The sequence below is a fragment of the Streptomyces sennicomposti genome (assembly GCF_019890635.1).
In the GTDB taxonomy this organism is placed as follows: Bacteria; Actinomycetota; Actinomycetes; order Streptomycetales; family Streptomycetaceae; genus Streptomyces; species Streptomyces sennicomposti.
Map to the genome: position 1 here is coordinate 66,057 of NZ_JAIOAB010000017.1, position 21,956 is coordinate 88,012.

19 protein-coding genes are annotated in these 21,956 nt (G+C 73.3%); 10 read left to right on the forward strand and 9 right to left on the reverse strand.

Annotation, left to right across the window (positions count from 1 at the left end; all coding sequences use genetic code 11):
* Nucleotides 1–92: 92 nt before the first annotated feature.
* Nucleotides 93–1,718 carry an ABC-F family ATP-binding cassette domain-containing protein gene (locus tag K7787_RS12720; protein ID WP_009191586.1) on the reverse strand — a complete coding sequence of 542 codons (1,626 nt, stop codon included), beginning with the start codon at nt 1,716–1,718 and terminating at the stop codon, nt 93–95.
* A 320-nt stretch (nt 1,719–2,038) separates the two neighbouring features.
* Here K7787_RS12720 and K7787_RS12725 point away from each other — a divergent pair, with 320 nt between their 5' ends.
* The gene (locus K7787_RS12725; protein ID WP_223001452.1) at nt 2,039–2,737 is read left to right on the forward strand and encodes a GOLPH3/VPS74 family protein; all 699 of its coding nucleotides are present in this window, start codon (nt 2,039–2,041) and stop codon (nt 2,735–2,737) included.
* Between the two features lie 256 nt (nt 2,738–2,993).
* Nucleotides 2,994–3,830 (forward strand): isocitrate lyase/PEP mutase family protein, encoded by an 837-nt coding sequence (locus tag K7787_RS12730; protein ID WP_223001453.1) that lies wholly within the window; start codon nt 2,994–2,996, stop codon nt 3,828–3,830.
* 158 nt (nt 3,831–3,988) lie between these two features.
* On the opposite strand, the gene ssgD is transcribed toward K7787_RS12730, so the two are convergent.
* The gene (gene ssgD / locus K7787_RS12735; protein WP_019984266.1) at nt 3,989–4,405 is read right to left on the reverse strand and encodes a spore wall synthesis regulator SsgD; all 417 of its coding nucleotides are present in this window, start codon (nt 4,403–4,405) and stop codon (nt 3,989–3,991) included.
* 329 nt (nt 4,406–4,734) lie between these two features.
* Between ssgD and K7787_RS12740 the strand changes: the two genes are divergently transcribed.
* Together K7787_RS12740 and K7787_RS12745 are read left to right on the forward strand one after the other, a co-directional pair.
* Nucleotides 4,735–5,058 (forward strand): hypothetical protein, encoded by a 324-nt coding sequence (locus tag K7787_RS12740; RefSeq protein ID WP_043261540.1) that lies wholly within the window; start codon nt 4,735–4,737, stop codon nt 5,056–5,058.
* A 129-nt stretch (nt 5,059–5,187) separates the two neighbouring features.
* Complete coding sequence (locus tag K7787_RS12745; RefSeq protein ID WP_223001454.1) at nt 5,188–5,895, forward strand: endonuclease V; 708 nt, start codon at nt 5,188–5,190, stop codon at nt 5,893–5,895.
* Nucleotides 5,896–5,937: 42 nt separating this feature from the next.
* On the opposite strand, the gene K7787_RS12750 is transcribed toward K7787_RS12745, so the two are convergent.
* Nucleotides 5,938–7,119, reverse strand: a complete 1,182-nt coding sequence (locus K7787_RS12750) for a saccharopine dehydrogenase family protein (protein WP_223001455.1) — start codon at nt 7,117–7,119, stop codon at nt 5,938–5,940.
* A 423-nt stretch (nt 7,120–7,542) separates the two neighbouring features.
* On the opposite strand from K7787_RS12750, the gene K7787_RS12755 reads away from it, so the two are divergent.
* From K7787_RS12755 to K7787_RS12765, 3 genes are all read left to right on the forward strand, one after another.
* A complete protein-coding gene (locus K7787_RS12755; protein WP_223001456.1) occupies nt 7,543–8,673 on the forward strand; it encodes a CaiB/BaiF CoA transferase family protein in 1,131 nt (376 codons plus the stop codon).
* A gap of 71 nt (nt 8,674–8,744) precedes the next feature.
* On the forward strand, nt 8,745–9,959 hold the full coding sequence (locus K7787_RS12760; RefSeq protein ID WP_019984261.1) for an acetyl-CoA C-acetyltransferase: 1,215 nt from the start codon (nt 8,745–8,747) through the stop codon (nt 9,957–9,959).
* A 46-nt stretch (nt 9,960–10,005) separates the two neighbouring features.
* The gene (locus K7787_RS12765) at nt 10,006–12,195 is read left to right on the forward strand and encodes a 3-hydroxyacyl-CoA dehydrogenase NAD-binding domain-containing protein (RefSeq protein ID WP_169438599.1); all 2,190 of its coding nucleotides are present in this window, start codon (nt 10,006–10,008) and stop codon (nt 12,193–12,195) included.
* Between the two features lie 43 nt (nt 12,196–12,238).
* Here the strand turns inward: K7787_RS12765 and K7787_RS12770 are convergent, their stop codons facing one another.
* Entirely contained in the window at nt 12,239–12,988 is a 750-nt protein-coding gene (locus K7787_RS12770) for a MerR family transcriptional regulator (RefSeq protein WP_169438598.1), read from the reverse strand.
* A 221-nt stretch (nt 12,989–13,209) separates the two neighbouring features.
* Between K7787_RS12770 and K7787_RS12775 the strand changes: the two genes are divergently transcribed.
* Nucleotides 13,210–14,664 carry an amino acid permease gene (locus tag K7787_RS12775; protein WP_009191595.1) on the forward strand — a complete coding sequence of 485 codons (1,455 nt, stop codon included), beginning with the start codon at nt 13,210–13,212 and terminating at the stop codon, nt 14,662–14,664.
* A gap of 89 nt (nt 14,665–14,753) precedes the next feature.
* Here K7787_RS12775 and K7787_RS12780 read toward each other — a convergent pair whose 3' ends face one another.
* Nucleotides 14,754–16,088 carry an alpha/beta hydrolase gene (locus K7787_RS12780; RefSeq protein ID WP_223001457.1) on the reverse strand — a complete coding sequence of 445 codons (1,335 nt, stop codon included), beginning with the start codon at nt 16,086–16,088 and terminating at the stop codon, nt 14,754–14,756.
* A gap of 67 nt (nt 16,089–16,155) precedes the next feature.
* On the opposite strand from K7787_RS12780, the gene K7787_RS12785 reads away from it, so the two are divergent.
* Nucleotides 16,156–16,773 (forward strand): TetR/AcrR family transcriptional regulator, encoded by a 618-nt coding sequence (locus K7787_RS12785; RefSeq protein WP_164393512.1) that lies wholly within the window; start codon nt 16,156–16,158, stop codon nt 16,771–16,773.
* A 180-nt stretch (nt 16,774–16,953) separates the two neighbouring features.
* Here the strand turns inward: K7787_RS12785 and K7787_RS12790 are convergent, their stop codons facing one another.
* The 3 genes from K7787_RS12790 to K7787_RS12800 all read right to left on the reverse strand — a co-directional run bounded on the left by K7787_RS12790 (nt 16,954) and on the right by K7787_RS12800 (nt 19,569).
* The gene (locus tag K7787_RS12790) at nt 16,954–17,361 is read right to left on the reverse strand and encodes a DUF6415 family natural product biosynthesis protein (RefSeq protein ID WP_223001458.1); all 408 of its coding nucleotides are present in this window, start codon (nt 17,359–17,361) and stop codon (nt 16,954–16,956) included.
* A 276-nt stretch (nt 17,362–17,637) separates the two neighbouring features.
* Entirely contained in the window at nt 17,638–18,825 is a 1,188-nt protein-coding gene (locus K7787_RS12795) for a helix-turn-helix domain-containing protein (protein WP_223001459.1), read from the reverse strand.
* Between the two features lie 102 nt (nt 18,826–18,927).
* A complete protein-coding gene (locus tag K7787_RS12800) occupies nt 18,928–19,569 on the reverse strand; it encodes an HAD family hydrolase (RefSeq protein WP_009191601.1) in 642 nt (213 codons plus the stop codon).
* Nucleotides 19,570–19,793: 224 nt separating this feature from the next.
* Between K7787_RS12800 and K7787_RS12805 the strand changes: the two genes are divergently transcribed.
* Nucleotides 19,794–20,285 (forward strand): hypothetical protein, encoded by a 492-nt coding sequence (locus K7787_RS12805; protein ID WP_223001460.1) that lies wholly within the window; start codon nt 19,794–19,796, stop codon nt 20,283–20,285.
* 44 nt (nt 20,286–20,329) lie between these two features.
* Here K7787_RS12805 and K7787_RS12810 read toward each other — a convergent pair whose 3' ends face one another.
* A complete protein-coding gene (locus K7787_RS12810; RefSeq protein WP_223001461.1) occupies nt 20,330–21,826 on the reverse strand; it encodes a M1 family metallopeptidase in 1,497 nt (498 codons plus the stop codon).
* Nucleotides 21,827–21,956 lie beyond the last annotated feature (130 nt).

Here is a 21,956-nt window from a genome sequence, read left to right on the forward strand (position 1 = left end):
ACGGACCGTGAGCGGCAGCGCGTCCCGCCCGTGCGCCGCGGGACACGCGGCCGTCTCACCCGTTCGGCCGCTCCATGGAAGAGCCGGCGCCGCTACTCCGTGGCCGCGACGGCCTCCCAGGTGGTCTCCCTCAGCTCCCCGTCCTCCACCAGGAACCAGCGGGTGATGCCGATCGAGCGCAGGAACGGCAGATCGTGACCCGCCACGATCAGCGCGCCCTCGTACGACTCCAGCGCGCTGGTCAGCCGGCGCACGCTCGCCATGTCGAGGTTGTTCGTCGGCTCGTCCAGCAACAGCAGCTGGGGCGCGGGCTCGGCCAGCATCAGCGCGGCGAGCGCGGCCCGGAAGCGTTCGCCGCCGGACAGCGTCCCCGCCTTCTGGTCGGCCCGCGCGCCCCGGAACAGGAACCGGGCCAGCCGGGCCCTGACGCGGTTGGCGGTGGCGTCCGGCGCGAACCGGGCCACGTTCTCCACGACGCTCAGCTCGTCGTCGAGGACGTCCAGCCGCTGCGGCAGGAACCGCAGCGGCACGTGCGCCACCGCCTCCCCGGACACCGGCGGCAGCTCACCGGCGACGGTGCGCAGCAGCGTCGTCTTGCCCGCGCCGTTGCGCCCGACCAGCGCCACCCGCTCCGGGCCGCGCAGATCGAGCCCGCCGCTCACGCGCGCGCCGTACGCCGTCCTGAGGTCCCGCAGGGTGAGCACATCGCGGCCCGGCGGCACCGCCGTGTACGGGAGTTCGACGCGGATCTCGTCGTCGTCGCGCACCGCCTCCACCGCCTCGTCCAGGCGCTCCTTGGCCGCGGTGAGCCGCTCCTCGTGCAGGATGCGGTGCTTGCCGGCCGACTCCTGGGCGGCCCGCTTGCGCGCGCCCATCACGATCTTCGGCTCCCGCTTGCTGTCCCACATCTTCTGGCCGTACCGCTTGCGGCGGGCCAACTTGACCTGGGCGTCGACCAGTTCGCGCTTCTGGCGGCGCAGATCGGACTCGGCGACGCGCACCATCCGCTCGGCGGCGTCCTGTTCGACGGCGAGGGCCTCCTCGTACGCCGCGTAGTTGCCGCCGTACCAGGTGACCCGGCCGGCGCGCAGATCGGCGATCTGGTCCACCAGGTCCAGCAGTTCGCGGTCGTGGCTGACCACGACCAGCACGCCGGGCCAGGCCGCGACGGCCGCGTACAGCCGCCGCCGCGCGTACAGGTCGAGGTTGTTCGTGGGCTCGTCCAGCAGCAGCACGTCGGGGCGGCGCAGCAGCAGCGCGGCCAGCCGGAGCAGCACCGACTCGCCGCCGGAGACCTCGCCGACGGTGCGGTCCAGGCCGATGTGGCCGAGTCCGAGTTCGCCGAGCGTGGCCAGGGCGCGTTCCTCCACGTCCCAGTCGTCGCCGACGGTCTCGAAGTGCTCCTCGGCCGCGTCGCCCGCCTCGATGGCGTGCAGCGCGGCCCGCTGCGCGGCGATGCCGAGGGCCTCGTCCACCCGCAGGCCGGTGCCGAGGGTGACGTTCTGCGGGAGGCAGCCGACCTCGCCGGCCACCCGGACGACGCCGTCGGACGGTGTCAGCTCGCCCGCGATCAGCTTCAGCAGGGTGGATTTCCCGGTGCCGTTGACGCCGACGAGGCCGGTGCGGCCGGGGCCGAAGGCGATGTCGAGGCCGGAGAAGACGGACGTGCCGTCGGGCCAGGCGAAGGACAGTGCGGTGCAGGTGATGGATGGTGACATGGGCGCCTCGCGGTTGCTGGGTGCGGTCTGGGGGCAGACGCGTGTCGAGACACCGCGGGGCGGGGAGGCCGTGTAGGAGAGGAGGCACGGGGCAGGAGAAGAGCCCTGGGCCGGACTTCCGTGAGGACGGCTCGGACGCCGAGGTCGGACGCGACGCACACACCTGACCGGTGTGACGCGGTGTCTCAGGACCTCAGACGAGCAACGTCCTTCTCCAATCGACGGCAACAGGAACGCTGTACAACGTACGAGCGGCTCCGGGCGGCTGTCAACGAATATTCGCGTGGGCCCCGCGCCCACCGTGCGAAGGAGATCCGCCCATGTCCGACGGCCCGCCCCCGCAGACCCTCCCGGCCCCACCGCTCCCGCTGTCGCTGCCGGCCCGCCTCTACCTGCTGGCCTGGGACACCTCGCGCCGGCGCCTCACCGGCGCCGACCGGCTGCCCCACCTGGTGCGGGCCGGCGCGCTGACCGAGCTGGTCCGGCGCGGGCTGCTGGTGGACGACGACGGCATCGCCACCCCCGTCGACCTGGACGCCCGCACCGGCGACGCGGTGCTGGACGGCCTCCTCGACCTGGTCCGCGAGTCCTGCCCCCGCCGCTGGCGGACCTGGGTCACGCTGCGCGCCCGGTACACGCTGGTGGCCGTGCGCGAGCAACTGGCCGCCGAGGGGTATCTGCGCGCGGAGAAGCGGCGGGTCTTCGGGGTCTTCCCCACGGTGGAGTACGTCCTGGAGCGCGTCGCCGCCGTGGACGCGCTGCGCGCGGAGGCGCGGCAGGTGCTGGACGGCGACCGTCCGGCGGCGGAGGTCACCGAGCTGACCGCCGCAGCGGTCGCCCTGGCCGCCGCGGCCCGGCTGGGCACCCTCGTGCCCGACCGGGAGCGCGGCCGGCACCGGCGGCGCATCGAGGAACTGACCGAACGCGGCACGGCGGCGGTCCCGGCCCTGCGCGGCGTGGTCCGCGAGGTCCGCACGGCACTGACGGCGACGACGGCCACGGCGGCGACGGGCGGCTGAGCCGGGGGACCGGTACGGTCGGGGCGGCCGGCCGAGCGGTGGCGTGTCCCCGCCCCGCAGCCGACGGACCCCGGGGCGAGCGCCCGCGACCGGCTCGTCCTGAGCCACCCGCGACCGTTCGTACGCGACCCTCCCGCCGCCGGGAGGGCCGGGCGCGCCCCTGCCCGCGAGTCCGCGCCCACCCCTTGCGCCGGCTGTCACGTCCATGTCGGATTTCTGCTGGACCGGTCCCCGCCCCGCTGGTTGAGTGGCGGGCATGAGCAACCGAGACGCCCTGCGCGACCGCGCCCGCACCTTCCACGCCCTGCACGTGCCCGGCCGGCCCCTGGTCCTGGCCAACGCCTGGGACGCCATGAGCGCGCGGCTCGTCGAGGCGGCGGGCGCCCCGGCCGTGGCGACCACCAGCGCCGGACTCGCCTGGGCGCTCGGCGTCGCCGACGGGAACGCACTGGACCGGGAGCCCGCGCTCGCCGCCCTGGCCCGGATCACCGCCGCCGTCACCGTGCCGGTCAGCGCCGACATCGAGAGCGGCTACGCGCAGGACGCCGCGGGCGTCGCCGAGACGGTCCGCGCGGTGCTCGCGGCCGGCGCCGTCGGGATCAACATCGAGGACGCCGCGCACGGGCGGGGCGCCGCCCCGCTGCGTTCCGTCGCCGAGCAGTGCGAGCGGCTGGCCGCCGCCCGTGAGGCCGCCGACGCCGAAGGAGTGCCGCTGTTCGTCAACGCCCGTATCGACACGTTCCTGCGCGGCGCGGGCGGCGTGGACGCCACCCTGGAGCGGGCCGCCGCCTACCGCGCCGCGGGAGCCGACGGCGTCTTCGTGCCCGGGACCGCCGACCCGGACACCGTGAAGGCGCTGGCCGCGGGCGTGACCGGGCCGCTCAACATCCTGGCGGGCCCCGGCGCCCCGCCGGTCGCGGAGCTGGCCGCGCTCGGCGTCGCCCGGGTGAGCGCCGGCTCCGGCATCGCCGAGGCCGCGTACGCCGTGGTCGCCCGCGCCGCGCGGGAGCTGCTGGACGCGGGGACCTACGGGGCCGTGACGGACGCACTGCCCTACGGCGAGCTGAACGCGCTGCTGCGCACGGAGCGCTAGGGTCTTTCGTTTGGGTCAGGCTGGATCAGGGAGCGGGGTCTGGTGCCGTGCCTCGCAAGGCGGAGGAGGGCGTCATGGCGGAGCCATGGCAACCGACGACAACGCCGCGAGGTGCGGTGCCAGGGCCCGCGAGCCCGGCCGGATCCAAACGAGAGGCCCTAACAGGCGTCCCGCATCAACTCCGCGAGCCCGTGGTCCACGTCGAGCTGGAGGTGTTCGAGGCCGACCGGCACCAGCTCGCTCGCGGCCCGCAGGAACCGGCGTATCTCACCGCTGCGGACGTGCACCACGGCGGTGCCCTCGGGGGCGTGGAACTCCAGCACGGTGCGGTCGTAGCCGTACGGCCGCACCCGTACGTCGCCGTCGCCCTCGGGCTCCTCCAGGCCGGCCGTCAGCAGATCGCGGGCGAAGGTCCAGCAGACCTCGACGCCCTCCAGGGTGGCCGGGGCGGGGAAGGACATCCGGACGGCGAACGGGTCCCGGCGGTCGTAGTGCAGCGTGGCGGGAATGCTGGGCATCCGCGGCGCGGCGGCGACCAGACGCGCCTCGACGGGCTGCTCGATGACGGTGGACAACGCCTTGCTCCCTTGTGACGTAGGGCGTACGACGGCTGGACGGACAGACGGACGGGTGAGCGGTCGGGCGGTCGGGCGGATGAGGCCGGCACTGGGAGAGACGACGGAACCGGCCGGTCCGTGCACACGGGGAGCGAGTGACCTCTGTCACCGCGTTCATGCGCGGACGTGACCCGTCTTACGCGGCCGGCCGGTGCGTGGGACCCCAGGTCACCGGGCATCCGGCGACAAGGGACGCTTCGCTCGACCGGGGGATTGAATATCGCCTGATATAGCGAACTATTCCAAGATGCGGGTATCCGTTCCTTGACAGAGAGGAAGTGAACGGCATGCCACGCGGAAGCAGTTCCAAGCGGGAGCGTCAGTACGAGCACATCAAGGAGAGCGCGCAGGACCGGGGCGAGAGCACCGGGCGCGCCAAGGAGATCGCCGCCCGCACGGTGAACAAGGAGCGCGCCCGCTCGGGCGAGTCGAAGACCGCCGGCCGTACCTCGACGCAGGACATGTCCTCCGGCAAGCGGGGCGGACAGCGGTCGGGCCAGGGCTCCCAGGGCCCCACCTACGACCAGCTCTACGAAGAGGCCAAGCGGCGCAACATCCACGGCCGCTCCGACATGAACAAGCAGCAGTTGCGGCAGGCCCTGGACAAGTGACCGCGGGGCCCGCGGACGGCACGCGGCGCATCCGCGCGCGCTTCCCGTGAGCCGGCGCCGACGACCCCACGGTACGGGGCCGCCCCGCGGTCCCGCCCCGCGCGGCGGCCCCGTACCCTCGTCCTCACCATGACGACGACCGTAGGCATACCCGCGGGCTGGCCCGCGACGGCGGAGCAGGCCCGGGCCGTGCAGGACGAGTTGCGGACGAAGGTCGTGCGGGACGAGGCGGGGCCGCCGCCCGGTACGGGGCACGTCACCGGCGTGGACGTCGCCTACGACGACGAGCGGGACGTCGTCGCCGCGGCCGCCGTCGTCCTCGACGCGGCCACGCTGCGGGTGGTCGCCGAGGCCACCGCCGTCGGCCGGATCTCCTTCCCCTACGTCCCCGGACTGCTCGCCTTCCGCGAGATCCCCACCGTGCTCGCCGCCCTGGACGCCCTGGACCGCCCGCCGGGCCTGGTCGTCTGCGACGGCTACGGGCTGGCGCATCCGCGCCGGTTCGGCCTCGCCAGCCATCTCGGCGTCCTGACCGGCCTTCCGACGATCGGCGTCGCCAAGAACCCCTTCGCCTTCGCCCACGCCGACCCGGACACCCCGCGCGGCAGCGCCTCCCCGCTGCTCGACGGCGCCGAGGAGGTCGGCCGCGCGCTGCGCACCCGGGACGGCGTGAAGCCGGTCTTCGTCTCCGTGGGCCACCGCACCACGCTCGACGGCGCCTGCGCCCACACGCTCGCCCTGACCCCGGCCTACCGTCTTCCGGAGACCACCCGCCGGGCCGACGCGCTGTGCCGCCGGGCCCTGCGCGAGGCGACGGGGCAGCCGGAGCGCGGCTGATCCAGACGAGAGGCCCTGGCCGGCCCCGCCGTCGGCGCGCGGTCAGCCGACCGCCGCCGCCGTGCGGATGGCGAGCCCGGACGCGCGCAGCCGGTCGAGGAGCGCGTCGCCCATCGCGACCGCCGTGGTCACCTGTCCGGCCGTCTCGGGCAGGTCGTCCAGGGCCAGGCACAGGGCCGACTCGGCGAACATCCGCGCCGTCTCGTCGTAGCCGGGGTCGCCGCCCGCGACCTCGGTGAAGACCCGCCGGCCGCCGCCCTCGCCCACGAACCGCACCGAGAACCAGCTCCTGGCCCGTTTCTCGGCGCTCGGCCCGTCGCCCGGCTTGAGCCGCCCGGTCAACCAGCCGCGCACCGGCGGCAGTTGGGCGGCTGCGGCGAGCGCGCCGACGGCGGCCACGCCTCCGGCGGCCACCGGCAGATGCTTCACGGCGGCGTAGTGGCGGTAGCGGAAGTCGGGGCCGTAGCGCTCCAGCGCCCGCGCCGAGCGGACCACGATCTGCGGATCGATGGTCGGCAGCGGCAGCGCCCACGCGCCGACCTCCCCGGCGAACCGCGGCCCGGCCGCCGGCGCCGAGGCCCGCCGCCCCACCAGCCGCGGCTCGTGCCGGGCGCGCTCGCGCGCGGCGGCCCGCATCCGCAGCGGCCGGGACAACTGCCCGAGCGCCGAGGCGAACGTGCCGCCCGAGAACGCGGCGTCCGCGCGGACGAACCCGTCCACGGACAGCGGCACGCCCTCCGGCAGTTGCCGGACCGTGTAGTACACGCCCAGATCGTGCGGGACCGAGTCGAATCCGCAGGCGTGCACCAGACGCGCCCCGGTCTCCCGCGCGCGGGCGTCGTGCCGGACGTACATCAGATCGACGAACTCGGGTTCGCCGGTCAGGTCCACATAGTCCGTTCCGCTGTCCGCGCAGGCGGCGACCAGCTCCTCGCCGTACGTCATGTACGGGCCCACGGTGGTGGCCACCACGCGGGCCTGCCGGGCCAGCGCGCGCACGGAGTCCGGGTCGGCCACGTCGGCCTTCACCACCCCGACGGACGCGCCGCCGGGCAGCTCGGCGCGCAGCTCCTTGAGCCTGCGCTCGCTGCGGCCCGCGACGGCCCAGCGCAGGCCGTCCGGCGCGTGCGCGGCCAGGTACGCGGCGGTCAGCCGCCCCACGAAACCGGTGGCCCCGAAGAGCACGATGTCGTAGGGACGTTCCGTCTTGTTCAGCCTGCTCATGACACCCTCCTCGCGGCAGCGCCGCCTCGCCGCCGTCGGTGGCCGAGGCTAGCGTGCGCGCGGCGATCACCGCGAGGGGGTGCCGCCGCGGTGGCCGGGAAGCGGCGTCCGCGTCGCGCGGGGAGGGAAACGGTGGCCGCGGGGAGGGAAGCGGTGGCGCGCGGATCGCGACCGGCGGGCGAAGCGGCCTGCGGATCGTGCCCGGCGGGCGAAGCGGCCTGCGGTGCGTGCCCGGCGGCGGAGTGGCGTGCGGGCGGCGGGGGAGTGGCGTGCGGTACGGCCGGCGGCGCGCCGGGTACGTCTCGGACACGACCTTGGCTAAGCGCTTGCTCGTGCGGGGCTTGTGCCGGGTGGAACGTGTTCTTAACATCAGCGGTGTTACATCGGTTGTGTCACAGTGGTCGCGACGAGGGGGCCCACCAAATGGCAACGGCACAGACGCCGGGGCGGCACGGCCCGCTGACCGGCGTGCGCGTCGTGGAACTGGCCGGCATCGGCCCCGGCCCGTTCGCCGCGATGCTGCTGGCCGACCTCGGCGCCGACGTGGTCCGGGTGGACCGTCCCGGCGGCGCGGGCCTCGGCATCGACCCGGCCCGCGACGTCACCAACCGCAACAAGCGCTCGGTCGTCCTCGACCTGAAGTCCCCCGAGGGCCGGGCCGGCGTCCTCGACCTCGCCGCCCGCGCCGACGTCCTCATCGAGGGCTACCGCCCCGGCGTCGCCGAACGCCTCGGCGTCGGCCCCGAGGACTGCCACGCCCGCAACCCCCGGCTCGTCTACGGCCGGATGACCGGCTGGGGCCAGGACGGGCCGCTCGCCCCGCGCGCGGGCCACGACATCGCCTACATCGCCGTCACCGGCGCCCTCGGCATGATCGGCGCCCCCGACCGGCCCCCGGCCGTCCCCGCCAACCTCCTCGGCGACTACGCGGGCGGCTCCCTCTACCTCGTCGTCGGCGTCCTGGCCGCCCTGCACCACGCCCGCGCGAGCGGCGCCGGCCAGGTGGTGGACGCCGCCATCGTGGACGGCGCCGCCCATCTGGGCGCGATGATCCACGGCATGCTCGCCGCCGGGGCCTGGCAGGACCGGCGCGGCGTCAACCTCCTGGACGGCGGCTGCCCGTACTACGGCGCCTACGAGACCGCCGACGGGGCCTACATGGCGGTCGGCGCGCTGGAGCGGCGCTTCTACGACGAGTTCGCCGCGCTGCTCGGCCTGCCGTCCGACCTCGCCGGCGCCCACGCCGACCTCGCCCGCTGGGGCGAGCTGCGCGAGGCCGTCGCGGCCCGCTTCAAGTCCCGCACCCGCGACGAGTGGACCGCCGTCTTCGAGGGCTCCGACGCGTGCGTGGCGCCCGTACTGTCGCTGCGCGAGGCGCCGCACCACCCGCACCTGGCCGCCCGCGGCGCCTTCACCGACCACGGCGGGATCACCCAGCCCGCCCCCGCGCCCCGCTTCTCGGCCACCCCCACCGCCGTCCGCACCGGCCCGGCCCTGCCCGGCGCCCACGCGGCCGAGGTGGCCCGCGACTGGGACCTGCCGGCGGGCGCCTGAACCGAGCGCCGCCCCGGCCGCGCCCCCTTCGCACCGCACAGCCACCGAAACCCTCATCGAAAGGCCTGTCAGTGAGCACCGAAGCGTACGTGTACGACGCGATCCGCACCCCGCGCGGGCGCGGCAAGGCAGGCGGCGCCCTGCACGGCACCAAGCCCATCGACCTGGTCGTCGGTCTCATCCACGAGATCCGCCGCCGCTTCCCGGACCTGGACCCGGCGGCCGTCGACGACGTGGTGCTCGGCGTCGTCGGCCCGGTCGGCGACCAGGGCTCCGACATCGCCCGGATCGCCGCGCTGGCCGCGGGCCTGCCGGACACGGTCGCCGGCGTCCAGGAGAACCGCTTCTGCGCCTCGGGTCTGGAGGCCGTCAACCTGGCCGCCGCCAAGGTCCGTTCGGGCTGGGAGGACCTGATCCTCGCGGGCGGCGTCGAGTCCATGTCCCGGGTGCCGATGGCCTCCGACGGCGGCGCCTGGTTCAACGACCCGATGACCAACCTCACCGTCAACTTCGTGCCCCAGGGCATCGGCGCCGACCTGATCGCCACCATCGAGGGCTTCTCGCGGCGCGACGTGGACGAGTACGCGGCGCTGTCCCAGGAGCGCGCCGCCGCGGCCTGGAAGGACGGCCGCTTCGAGCGCTCCGTCGTCCCCGTCAAGGACCGCAACGGCCTCGTCGTCCTCGACCACGACGAGCACCCGCGCCCCGGCACCACCGCCGACTCCCTCGCGAAGCTCAAGCCGTCCTTCGCGGACATCGGCGAGCTGGGCGGCTTCGACGCCGTCGCCCTCCAGCAGTACCACTGGGTGGAGAAGATCGACCACGTCCACCACGCGGGCAACTCCTCCGGCATCGTGGACGGCGCCTCGCTCGTCGCGATCGGCTCCAAGGAGGTCGGCGAGCGCTACGGCCTGACCCCGCGCGCCCGGATCGTCTCCGCCGCGGTCTCCGGCTCCGAGCCCACCATCATGCTCACCGGCCCCGCCCCGGCCACCCGCAAGGCGCTCGCCAAGGCCGGCCTCACCATCGACGACATCGACCTGGTCGAGATCAACGAGGCCTTCGCGGCCGTCGTCCTGCGCTTCGTCAAGGACATGGGCCTGTCCCTGGACAAGGTCAACGTCAACGGCGGCGCCATCGCGCTCGGCCACCCGCTCGGCGCCACCGGCGCGATGATCCTCGGCACCCTGGTGGACGAACTGGAGCGCCAGGACAAGCGCTACGGCCTCGCCACCCTCTGCGTCGGCGGCGGCATGGGCGTCGCCACCGTCGTCGAGCGCCTCTGACTCCCAGCGCAGCCCTCAGCACCGGACCTCAACGGAGACCCCTGACATGACCGAGAGCACCACCATCCGCTGGGAACAGGACGACACCGGCGTCGTCACCCTCGTCCTGGACGACCCGAACCAGTCCGCGAACACCATGAACCAGGCGTTCCGCGACTCCTTCGCCGCGATCGTCGACCGCCTCGAAGCCGAGCTGCGGGCCGACCCCGACGCCGTCCGCGGCATCATCCTCACCTCCGCGAAGAAGACCTTCTTCGCTGGCGGCGACCTGCGCGACCTGATCCGCGTCACCCCCGAGACCGCGCAGGACCTGCTCGACGGCGGCCTCGCCATCAAGCGGAACATGCGCCGCATCGAGACCCTCGGCAAGCCGGTGGTCGCCGCGATCAACGGCGCGGCCCTCGGCGGCGGCTTCGAACTCGCCCTCGCCTGCCACCACCGCGTCGCCCTCGACACCCCCGGCACCAAGATCGGCTGCCCCGAGGTCACCCTCGGCCTGCTCCCCGGCGGCGGCGGCGTGGTGCGCACCGTACGGCTGCTCGGCATCACCGACGCCCTGCTGAAGGTGCTCCTCCAGGGCACCCAGTACAACGCGCGCCGCGCCCAGGAGAACGGCCTCGTCCACGAGGTGGCCGCCACCCCCGAGGAGCTGATCGCCAAGGCGCGCGCCTTCATCGACGCCAACCCCCAGTCGCAGCAGCCCTGGGACAAGCCGGGCTACCGCATCCCGGGCGGCACCCCGTCGAACCCGAAGTTCGCCGCCAACCTGCCCGCCTTCCCGGCCAACCTGCGCAAGCAGACGGGCGGCGCGCCCTACCCCGCGCCGCGCAACATCCTGGCCGCCGCGGTCGAGGGCGCCCAGGTCGACTTCGAGACCGCCCAGGTCATCGAGGCCCGCTACTTCGTGGAGCTGGCCGCCGGGCAGACCTCGAAGAACATGATCCAGGCGTTCTTCTTCGACCTCCAGGCCGTCAACTCCGGTGCCAACCGCCCCCAGGGGATCGAGCCCCGCAAGGTCCGGAAGGTCGCCGTCCTCGGCGCCGGGATGATGGGCGCCGGCATCGCCTACAGCTGCGCCCGCGCCGGCATCGAGGTCGTCCTCAAGGACGTCTCCCTGGAGGCGGCCGTCAAGGGCAAGGGCTACTCCGAGAAGCTGTGCGCCAAGGCCGTCTCCCGGGGCCGTACCAGCCAGGAGAAGGCGGACGCGCTGCTCGCCCGCATCACCCCGACCGCCGACGCGGCCGACCTCGCCGGCTGCGACGCGGTGATCGAGGCCGTCTTCGAGGACCCCTCGCTCAAGCACAAGGTGTTCCAGGAGATCGAGCACGTCGTCGCGCCGGACGCGCTGCTGTGCTCCAACACCTCCACGCTGCCCATCACCGTCCTCGCCGAGGGCGTCGAGCGGCAGGGCGACTTCATCGGCCTGCACTTCTTCTCGCCGGTGGACAAGATGCCGCTGGTGGAGATCATCAAGGGCGAGCGCACCGGCGACGAGGCGCTGGCCCGCGCCTTCGACCTGGTCCGCCAGATCAACAAGACGCCCATCGTCGTCAACGACTCGCGCGGCTTCTTCACCTCCCGGGTGATCGGCCACTTCATCAACGAGGGCGTGGCGATGGTCGGCGAGGGCATCGAGCCCGCCTCCGTCGAGCAGGCCGCGGCCCAGGCCGGCTACCCGGCCAAGGTGCTCTCCCTGATGGACGAGCTGACCCTCACCCTGCCCCGCAAGATCCGCAACGAGTCGAAGCGGGCCGTGGAGGAGGCCGGCGGCACCTGGCCGGCCCACCCCGCCGAGGCGGTCATCGACCGCATGGTGGACGAGTTCGGCCGCACCGGCCGCAGCGGCGGCGCCGGCTTCTACGAGTACGGCGAGGACGGCAAGCGGGCGGGCCTGTGGCCGGGCCTGCGCGAGCACTTCACCAAGCCGGGGCACGAGATCCCGTTCCGGGACATGCAGGAGCGGATGCTCTTCTCGGAGGCCCTGGACACGGTCAAGCTGCTGGAGGAGGGCGTCCTGACCTCGGTCGCCGACGCCAACATCGGCTCGATCTTCGGCATCGGCTTCCCCGGCTGGACCGGCGGCGTGCTCCAGTACATCAACGGCTACGAGGGCGGCCTGCCCGGCTTCGTGGCCCGCGCCCGGGAACTCGCCGAGCGCTACGGCGAGCGGTTCGAGCCGCCGGCGCTGCTGGTCGCCAAGGCGGAGCGGGGGGAGACCTTCACGGACGCCCGCTGAGCCGACGCGCTGAACGGCCGCCGCGCTCGGGCGGCCGTCACGCTCAGGCGGAGGACGCGTCCCCGTTCCCGGGGGGCGCGTTCTGCGCGCGCCCGGCACCGCTGTCGACCCACTCCCGCAGCTCCTCCTTCAGCGACCGCTGGAAGGTGGTCAGCAGCGCCTGCACCACCAGCGGGTGCATGTGCGCCGACAGCGACTTCACGTCCTCGGCGTCCCGCTCGGCGACCGCGTCGCGCAGCAGCCCCGACAGCTCACGGGCCGCCGCGCGGGCGTGCTCGATCAGCGCGGTGCGGGCCGCGAGGATCGTCTCCTGGGACAGCGGCACGTCCAGCAGCCGCACCCCCAGCCGGAACAGCCCGGCGTCGACGCGGAACGCGCCGTCCTCGGGCGCCAGCACGTTCATCGCCTCCAGCCGGTCCACGTCCTCGTCGGTGAGCGGCCGCCCGGCCCGCCGCCCCAGCTCGCGCCGGGACAGCCTCTCCACGCTCTCCGGGGCCCAGGAGGCGACGACCGCCCGGTGCACGGCCAGATCGTGCGGGCTCAGGTCCGGCGGGAGCTGGCGCAGATGCCGTTCGATCGCGGCCAGCGTCATGCCCTGGTGCTGCATCTCCTCGATCAGGGCGAGCCGGGCCAGATGATCGCGGCCGTAGCGGCCCACCCGGCGCGGGCCGATCTCGGGCGGCGGCAGCAGACCGCGACTGCTGTAGAAGCGGACCGTGCGCACCGTGACCCCGGCCCGCGCGGCCAGCTCGTCGATCGTGAGGGCCGGCTCCCCGGTGTCGGTCGTCGTCATGTGGAGCAGTATCGCTGTTACACCAATGGTGTGAAAGCCGGTGACCGATCCGCGCAGGTCATGTGAGAAGTTCCGCTGTGTGACGTGCGCCATCGCATGGGACGCGAGCGCCCTGGGAAGCTGCTTTCCTGGTCTGTACCGCGCCCACGGGCAGGGCGGGCCGGAATCGTACGGACAACCGGGCCCACCCCGCCCGGGGCACCAGAGAGTGGATCTTCCCCTTGAGCAAGGACGTGCACACGGCGCCCGTCGTCGAGCATCCCCCGACGACCGGGACCCCCGCCGACGCGGGCGACGCCGGGTACAGCAAGGACCTCAAGCACCGCCACGTCAACATGATCGCCATCGGCGGTGCGATCGGCACCGGGCTCTTCCTGGGCGCCGGCGGCCGCCTGCACAACGCGGGACCGGCACTCGCCCTGGCCTACCTGGTCTGCGGCGTCTTCGCGTTCTTCGTCGTCCGCGCCCTCGGCGAGCTGGTCCTGTACCGGCCCTCCTCCGGCTCCTTCGTGTCGTACGCGCGCGAGTTCCTGGGGGAGAAGGGCGCCTACGTCGCGGGCTGGATGTACTTCCTGAACTGGTCGACCACCGGTATCGCCGACATCACCGCGATCGCGCTCTACACGCACTACTGGAGTTTCTTCACCCCGATCCCGCAGTGGGCGCTCGCACTGATCGCCCTGGCCGTCGTCCTCGCCGTGAACCTGATCTCGGTGAAGATCTTCGGCGAGATGGAGTTCTGGTTCGCGATCGTCAAGGTGGCCACCCTGGTCGCCTTCATGCTGATCGGCATCTTCCTGCTGGCCACCCAGCACCCGGTGGACGGCACCACACCGGGCCTGAGCGTCATCAGCGACCACGGCGGGCTGCTCCCGCACGGCGCGATGCCGGTGGTCCTCGTCATGCAGGGCGTGATCTTCGCCTACGCCGCCCTGGAGCTGGTCGGCGTCGCCGCCGGCGAGACCGCCGAGCCGGAGAAGGTCGTCCCGCGCGCGGTGAACTCCATCATGTGGCGGGTCGCCCTCTTCTACGTCGGCTCGGTCGTGCTGCTGGCGCTGCTGCTGCCGGGCTCGGTGTACTCCGCCGACGAGAGCCCCTTCGTCACGGTCCTGTCGAAGGTGGGCGTGCCGGCGGCCGGCGACGTGATGAACCTCGTGGTCCTCACCGCCGCCATGTCCTCGCTGAACTCCGGCCTGTACTCCACCGGCCGCATCCTGCGCTCCATGGCGATGGCGGGCTCCGCCCCGAAGTTCACCCGCGTGATGAGCCGCAGCCAGGTGCCCTACGGCGGCATCCTGCTGACCTGCGCGGTGTGCGTGCTCGGCGTGGTCCTCAACTACAAGGTGCCCGACCAGGCCTTCGAGATCGTGCTGAACGTCGCCTCCCTCGGCATCGTCAGCACCTGGGTGATCATCATGATCTGCCACCTGATCTTCGTCCGCCGCGCCAAGGCGGGCCTGGTCACCCGCCCGCACTTCCGCCTCCCCTTCAGCCCGGTCACCGAGATCGCCACGGTCGCCTTCCTCCTGGCCTGCCTCGGCCTGATGTGGAACGACCCGGACGTCGGCCGCAAGACCCTCTACCTCATCCCGGCCATCGCCCTCCTCCTGGTCGCGGGCTGGTTCGGGGTGCGCCGCAGGGTCACGGAGGAGGCCTCGGCTTCGCTGACGAAGTAAGAAGTAGGGGCGGCCGGGGAGACGGCGGCCGGCCGCCGCGGGACGGCCCGGTGAAGGGCCGTCCCGCGCACCGCTGACCGGTGCGCGCGTCACCTGTGCTCGCGGAGGAACACCGGGATGTCGGCGCGGGTCGGGTAGTCGGGCAGCGGCGCGGGCTCGTCCCGGAGGAAGGCGGTGATGACGGCCGCCGCCCGTCGGTCGTTGTCGTCCAGGCCGTTCCACATGTGGTGGCCGACCCCTGGCAGGTACTGGGTGCGCTGGACGGCGGGGTCGTTCGCGAGGACGGCTGTCTCCCACTGCCGGACCTGGGAGGAGCACTCGGCGATCATCAGCATCGCGGGCGTCCGAGAGTTCCTCAGCCGCGGGGCGAGCGAGGGGGAGTCCTTGACCGTCTGCTGGATGCGGAGGCTGGCGGCGGCGCTGAAGGAGAAGTTGTCCGCCGTGTCCTCGACCGGGATGCGGTGCGCGTCCCGTGCGCAGTAGCCGGAGGCCGTGTCGCTGCCGAGATCGGCGGCCGTGAAGGCGTTGTCGCCCTCCGCCTGTCCCACCAGCCCGTTGTCCGGGCTGAGCAGTCCGAGCCGCAGCAGGCCGAACGCGACGGCGTACCTGGGCACGTGGGTGGAGCGCGGTCCGGTCATGGCCGGGGCGAGGCCCCGTGCCGAGGGCCTGCCCTTCGGCCCCGAGATCCGGGCGGTGGGGCCGTCCATCGGGCCTGGCTCGGCGATGACCGCCCGGTGGAAGCGGGCGGCGGTGGCCGGGTCGGCCAGCGCGCGGGTGAGCACGACCGCGCCCGCGGAGAATCCGAGCACGTCGGCAGGGCCCTCGCCGAGCTTGTCGACGAAGGCCCCGAGGTCCTGGACGGACCGGGTGATCGAGTACTGGTCCATGGGCAGCAGGTCGCTGCGCCCGCCGCCGGCCTGCTCGTAGGCGTACACGTCGTAGCCCTGTCCCGCGAGCCGGCGCAGGAAGCGGTGGTCGAGCACCGAGATGCCCCGCACCGGCCCGCCGTTGAGATAGACGAGCGGGATCCGTTGCCGAGGGCTCTTGCCGGCGGGCGGGTAGTGGTAGACGGCGACCCGGCTGCCGGTGGACAGACTCCAGTGCTCGGTGGCCACGGACGCCAGGCCGGGCGGGTAGCGGCGCGTCGTGGGAACGGTCGGGACGCAGACCGAGAGCGTCAGGGCCGCTGCGGCGAGCACCGGGAGGAACGGGACCAGCCGCCCCCGCCAGGGCCGGCGGCGGCCCCGCCACAGCGCCGCGGCGACCGCGGCCCCGAGCGTCACCGACCAGGCGAGGAACCCCGATCCCGCGCCGTCGGTGGCGACGATCAATGCCAGGAACAGGGCGACCAGCCCCACCACTGCGGCGGCCGACGCCAGCAGTCGGCCGACGAGGCGTAAGGGACGTATGACGGAGAGTGGCACGGTGATTCCTCCCGCTTTTGAAACGCTGTTTTGAAACGGTGTTAGCAGGCACGGTACACTGCTTCTCGTGGGAAGGCCGAGAACGAACGACGCCGCCGTCAGGGAACGGCTGGTGGCATGCGCGACGGAGATGTTCGCCACCCGTCCGCAGGAGTCCGTCACGGTGCGCGCGCTGGCCGCGGTCGCCGGGACGTCGACGGCGGCGGTGTACACGCTGTTCCGGGGCAAGGACGGGCTGATTCGCGAGGTGCGCGATCGGGCGGTCGCCGGCCTGTTCCAGGACCTGACGGCGGTTCCCGCCTCCGAGGCCGCCGTCGAGGACCTGTACGCGTTGGCCGCGGCCTACCGCCGCTGGGGGTGCGAACACCGCCACCTGTACACGGTGCTGTTCGGCGGCGCGCAGTCCTTCGACCCCTCGGGCGGGGTCGGTGACCACGACCCCGTGGGACCGCTCCTCGCGGCGATCGACCGAGCCGTGGCACAGGGCGCCCTCGCAGGCGACACCACGCTGATCGCCGTCTCCATCTGGGTCGCGCTGCACGGTCTGGTCACCCTCGAACTCGCCGGCGCCCTGCACGACGCCGCGGCCGAGACCGCGTTCCGGTCCACGCTGGACGCCGTACTGCGAGGCTGGGCGCCCTCCGCCGCGTCCCCAGGGCCGCGCCGCGCCGACGCCGCGCGGTGAAGCGGCGGCTGCGCAGGCGCGGGGGAGCGACGAGGCGACGCACCTGCGCCTGCGACCGCCGCACGACGACCCGCACCCGTCACCGACGACCGAGTCGACCACCGCGAGACGCCCGGGTGAGACGCCCGGGTCAGACGGCTCCCTAGGTGACGAGCGGGAGCGCTCCTCGTACGACCACCGTCAAGGTGCGCCCTCTCCCTCGGCACCGCTCGGGCTCACACCGGCACGTGCCCTCGGACGCACCAGGACGTCATGGTGCCCGCACAGGGCGAGGACCGACTTGGCGATCCGACGCACTCGCTCGACCTCGCCCCACAGGCCCGCCGCTTCCACCTCGTCGAGCCGCCGCCGGGCTTCCGCGAGCGCGTCCCGGGCGACCTTCGCGGGGACGTCGTCGGCCGGTGAGGCAGCGGCGAGCTGTTCGACGCGCGGAATCAGCTCACCGAGGGTCCGGCGGAAGCCGTCCTCGAAGGCCCGCACGGTGCCGTGGCGCGGCAGCGTCCTCTGGTCCAGGAACCAGGCCGCGGCGGCGCGCACCGTGACGGAGGCGAGCGCGACGCCGTCCGGCTCCGTGCCGACGCCGCTCACCGGCCGGACTCCGCCGCGCGGTGGATCGGACAGGCGCAGGGCAGCGCCCGGCTCATCGGCGGCGGCACGGGCCCGTCGCTGTGCGGCACGAGGCACACTGCGCGAGCCGTCGCCTCGTACGGTGTAGACCCGGATGGTCATCTTGGCACCCTCTGGGCGCTGCCGGTCTCGTGCGTCGGCCATCCCGGCCCCCTCTGGTCGGCTTTCATGTGCGAGACAGATGGTGGGGGCCGTCGAACGTGACAAGTACCCCGGCTAGGGGTACCTGCGGTCTCGTTACACGGCGGAGCACCATTCGGCGAAGTTGGTCAGCGCTTCGGCATCCGACCGCTTCAACCGGCGCAGCGTGGACACGTCCTCGCGGACCCACGGGTGCTGTCGGGTGTGCTGGGGCGCGATGTGCCGGGCGAGCTTCAGCGACTCGAAGGCGTCGTCGGCGAGCCCGGACCATAGCTGGGCGCGGGCCAGCTCGATGTAGAAGCCGCTGCGCCGCTCCGCCGGAAGGTCTTTCGGAGGCTCCCACGTGTCGGCCACGTCAAGGGCGCGGCCGACATGGTCGCCGCCGAGACTCACCGCGACGGCGACCTCGTGGATGCGTACGCATTCCGGACCGAATGCGGTACCGAGGTAGACCCCTTCGGGTACTCGGTCAGCGAGGGCTCGCGCCTCGCTGAGGTGAGTGGCCACAGCTGAGGCGTCGCGAACCCGGCCCGCGACGACCGCAGCCCGCATGTGGAGGGCGCCTCGTGCTGCGATCTCCCGACGCCCCGTCGGTGCGGGTGCGAGATCGAGTGCCTGGTGCAGGGCCCGCAGGCCGGCGCTGTGAGCCCGGGCAGCGAAGAACGTCTCGGTACGCACGTACGCGACGGTCGCGGCCAGCAGAGGATCGTTCGCCTCGGGTACGGCCCACCGCATCAGCTCCACGAGCCGCGCGGACAGATCGCGCGCGCCGAACTTGTATGCCACGGCGTCCGCGGAACGGTAGGCCCGAACGAGCAAACCGGCCAGCTCGGCCCGATCTGCCGCGGTTGCTCCATGGAAGGCGCGGGCGAGTTCGGTGAGCAGGTCCGGAAGCTCGCGGGCGATGCGCGTGTACTGCGCCGCCAGCCGCCACCGGGCCGCTTCTTCGGCGTCGGCCCGCAGTTCTGGGAGAGACCGCACAGGACCGTCCTCGGGCACGTCGTACGTGGCGATCGCCGCGGAGAGCGCGGGCAGAGCGTCGTGGACGCGGCTTCGAGCGGACTCGCGGTCCGTGCGAAGCCGGGACGGATCGAGCCTCAGGGCAGCGGCGATGGCCTCCAGAGTCTCGTCGGTGACGCCACGCTCCCCGCGTTCGATCTTGCGGATGGTGCCCAGCGCTACGCGGGCCGCATCCGCGAGCTGCCGCTGCGTCATCCTCGGACGTGCGACGCCTCGGTAGTAGGCGATTCTCCGGCCCACGCCGCCGTCGGTCTCCACGGGCATCCAGGCTCCCAGTTCGGTGCTTCCACTCCGCACCGTATCCGCGCCAGGACGCCGCGTGCATGGAAACGGTCCCGAGCCTTCGCGCTCGGGACCGCACGTGCCCTACCTGCCGGTGATCCGGCTGAGCGCAGTGAGGCCGTCGACTCGCCAGTCCGCCGCCGCGATCACATCGGGGTCGTCCGCCCACAGATGCCCCCACGGGCCGCGCCGCAGATGCGCGGTCCGCAGACCCGCGGCCTTGGCCGGGAAGATGTCGTTCACCGGGTGGTCGCCGACGTACACCGTCCGGTCGGGCGCCGCCTGCGCCACGTCCATCACCCGCAGGAAGAAGTCCGGCGCCGGCTTGGCGACACCCCACTCGCCCGAGGTCGCGATCAGGTCCGCGGGCAGGTCCAGGGCGCGTAGCAACTCCCCGGCCCGCGCGGTCTGGTTGCCCGCGATGACGACCCGCACGCCCTGAGCGCGCAGGGCCGACAGCGCCGGCCGCACATCCTCGTACAGGTCGTCCTCGGCCAACCGCTCGCCGCGCCCGGCCGCCTCCCGGGCGCGGTACTCCGTGGCGACGTCGATGCCGGGGCGTACGAGACGGAGCGCGTCCGCGTTGTCCTGCCCCCGGGCGACCACGGCCCCGACGAGGGCGGAGAGCGTATGCCTCGGAACCTCCAGCCAGTCGGCCCAGGAAGCCCAGTAGCGATCGTCCCGGACGAGGGTCTCGCCGACGTCGAACACGATGGTGTCAATCACGCCCCGAGCCTACGGGGAGCCGGTACGCCGCCCGAGGGTCGAATAGGTCGGCCATCCACGGCGGGAGGCCACGACCACGAGTCGCCGGGCCATCGATGCTCTGTCCGACGCCGTAGGCGAACAAGCCCAGCTGTACCCGTACACCGTCGGCAAGGCCGCGTCGCAGCCCGTGGCCGAAGCCACGACAATGATCCGAGACCCGCTGTCCACGTAAGAGGATCGACGTGACCACGATTGCCGTCACCGGGCACATGGATCTGACCGAGGCGAGCGTGCCCCTCGTGCGGGAGGCGCTGCGCGGGGTGCTGGAGCCCTACGCCGCGGAGCTGGACGGGCTCTCGTGCCTCGCCGCGGGAGCCGACAGCGTCTTCGCCGATGTCGTGCTGGAGCTGGGCGGCCGCCTCGTCGCCGTCATCCCCTCCAAGGACTACCGGGCGGCCAAGGTGAAGCCGGAGCACGCCGGCACCTTCGACCGTCTCGTCCGGGCCGCGGCCGAGGTGACGGTGCTGGACCATGAGACCGCGAACCGGGCAGCGTACGAGGACGCCAACGCCGTGCTTCTCCGGCGCGCGGACCGACTCGTCGCCGTGTGGAACGGCGAGCCGCCGTCCGGCAAGGGCGGAGGCACCGCGGACACCGTCCTCGACGCCCGCGCTACCGGACTGCCGGTCGACGTGGTGTGGCCGGAGGGCGCCGCTCGCCGGCCGGCGTCCTGAACGGCCCGGGCCGCCCCGCCGGAAGGGGCGGTCCGGGCCGGCGGTCAGTCCTCGTGCGCCTCGTGGGCGGACTCGATCTTCTTCCAGGACTTCGGCTGCGGGACAGCCGCGCCCGGCTTCGCCGCCGTGAGCGAGCGGGAGGCCGCCGCGGCGGCCGGCTTCACCGGCTGGAAGAGCCACGTGTCGAACAGGGCCGCCAGCGGCTTGCCGGAGACCTGTTCCGCGTACTTCTGGAAGTCGGCCACCGACGCGTTGCCGTACGCGTGCGCCGCCGGCCAGCCCTTGAGGATGCGGAAGAACGCGGTGTCGCCGACCTCGTCGCGCAGCGCCTGGATGGCGGCCGCGCCCCGGTCGTAGACGGCGTCGTCGAACTGGTTGTCCGCCCCGGGATCGCCGGGCGCGACCGTCCAGAACGGGTCGTCGGCCGGGTGCGAGGCGTACACGTAGTCCGCCAGCTCCTGCGCCGTGCCCTCGCCCTCGTGCTCCGACCACAGCCACTGCGCGTACGTCGCGAAGCCCTCGTTGAGCCAGATGTCCTTCCAGCCCTTCACCGACACGTCGTCGCCGAACCACTGGTGGCCCAGCTCGTGCACGATCAGCGAGACGTTGGCGCCCTTCGCGAACTGCTTGGGGCTGTAGAACACGCGGGTCTGCGTCTCCAGCGCGTAGCCGGTGGTCGTGTTCGGGACGTAGCCGCCGGCCGAGCTGAAGGGGTACGGCCCGAAGTAGCCGCTCAGCCAGTCGACGATCTCCCCGGTGCGCTCCACGCTCGCCCGCGCCGCCCCGTCGTTGTCGCCGAGGTCCTTGCTGTAGGCGTTGATCACCGGGACGCCGCCCTCGGAGACGCCCGTGGTGATGTCGAACTTCCCGAGCGCCAGCGTGGCCAGGTAGGTGGCCTGCGGCTTGTTCTGCCGCCAGCTGTAGCGGGTCCAGCCCAGCTGCGAGCTGGTCGCCTGGAGGGTGCCGTTGGAGATCGCCTGGGTGCCGTCCGGCACCGCCACCGACACGTCGTACGTCGCCTTGTCGCTCGGGTGGTCGTTGCTCGGGAACCACCACCAGGCGGCCTCGGGCTCGTCCGCCGCGACCGCGCCGTCCGGGGTGCGGTGCCAGGTGGTGAAGCCGTACGCGCTCTTCGTGGACGGCACCCCGCTGTAGCGGACGACCACGGTGACCGCCGTGCCCTTGGCCAGCGGCGTCTTCGGCGTGACCACCAGCTCGTGCTGCCCGGACGTGGTGAAGGCGGCCTTCGTGCCGTTGACCCGCACCTCGCTCACGTCCAGCAGGAAGTCCAGGTCGAAGCTGGACAGGTCCTGCGTGGTCCGCGCGGAGATCGTCGCGGTGCCCTCCAGCTCGTCCGTCGCCGGCTGGTACTTCAGCCGCAGGTCGTAGTGGGAGACGTCGTAGCCGCCGTTGCCGTAGTCGGGGTAGTAGGGGTCGCCGATGCCCGGCGCGCCGGGGGAGAGGCTCGCGGCCGATGCCGGGATCGCCAGCAGGACGGAGGCCGCCGCCAAGACACCCGGCGCGAGGATTCTGCGGTGCACGTCAGCTCCAAGTCGTAGGGGCATGAAGTCTGTTCGGAGCCTATTGAGTCCCTGTGGGCGCAGACATGTCCATGGCCACCCCTGTCACACGATCGCCATTCGGCCGACATGCGCCGGGCACGCGCTTCGC

What these genes read in the sequence shown, in the direction of transcription:
- K7787_RS12720 (WP_009191586.1), bottom strand. Translation starts at nt 1,718, where the DNA reads ATGTCACCATCCATCACCTGCACCGCACTGTCCTTCGCCTGGCCCGAC.
- K7787_RS12725 (WP_223001452.1), top strand. Translation starts at nt 2,039, where the DNA reads ATGTCCGACGGCCCGCCCCCGCAGACCCTCCCGGCCCCACCGCTCCCG.
- K7787_RS12730 (WP_223001453.1), top strand. Translation starts at nt 2,994, where the DNA reads ATGAGCAACCGAGACGCCCTGCGCGACCGCGCCCGCACCTTCCACGCC.
- K7787_RS12740 (WP_043261540.1), top strand. Translation starts at nt 4,735, where the DNA reads ATGCCACGCGGAAGCAGTTCCAAGCGGGAGCGTCAGTACGAGCACATC.
- K7787_RS12745 (WP_223001454.1), top strand. Translation starts at nt 5,188, where the DNA reads ATGACGACGACCGTAGGCATACCCGCGGGCTGGCCCGCGACGGCGGAG.
- K7787_RS12750 (WP_223001455.1), bottom strand. Translation starts at nt 7,119, where the DNA reads ATGAGCAGGCTGAACAAGACGGAACGTCCCTACGACATCGTGCTCTTC.
- K7787_RS12755 (WP_223001456.1), top strand. Translation starts at nt 7,543, where the DNA reads ATGGCAACGGCACAGACGCCGGGGCGGCACGGCCCGCTGACCGGCGTG.
- K7787_RS12765 (WP_169438599.1), top strand. Translation starts at nt 10,006, where the DNA reads ATGACCGAGAGCACCACCATCCGCTGGGAACAGGACGACACCGGCGTC.
- K7787_RS12770 (WP_169438598.1), bottom strand. Translation starts at nt 12,988, where the DNA reads ATGACGACGACCGACACCGGGGAGCCGGCCCTCACGATCGACGAGCTG.
- K7787_RS12795 (WP_223001459.1), bottom strand. Translation starts at nt 18,825, where the DNA reads ATGCCCGTGGAGACCGACGGCGGCGTGGGCCGGAGAATCGCCTACTAC.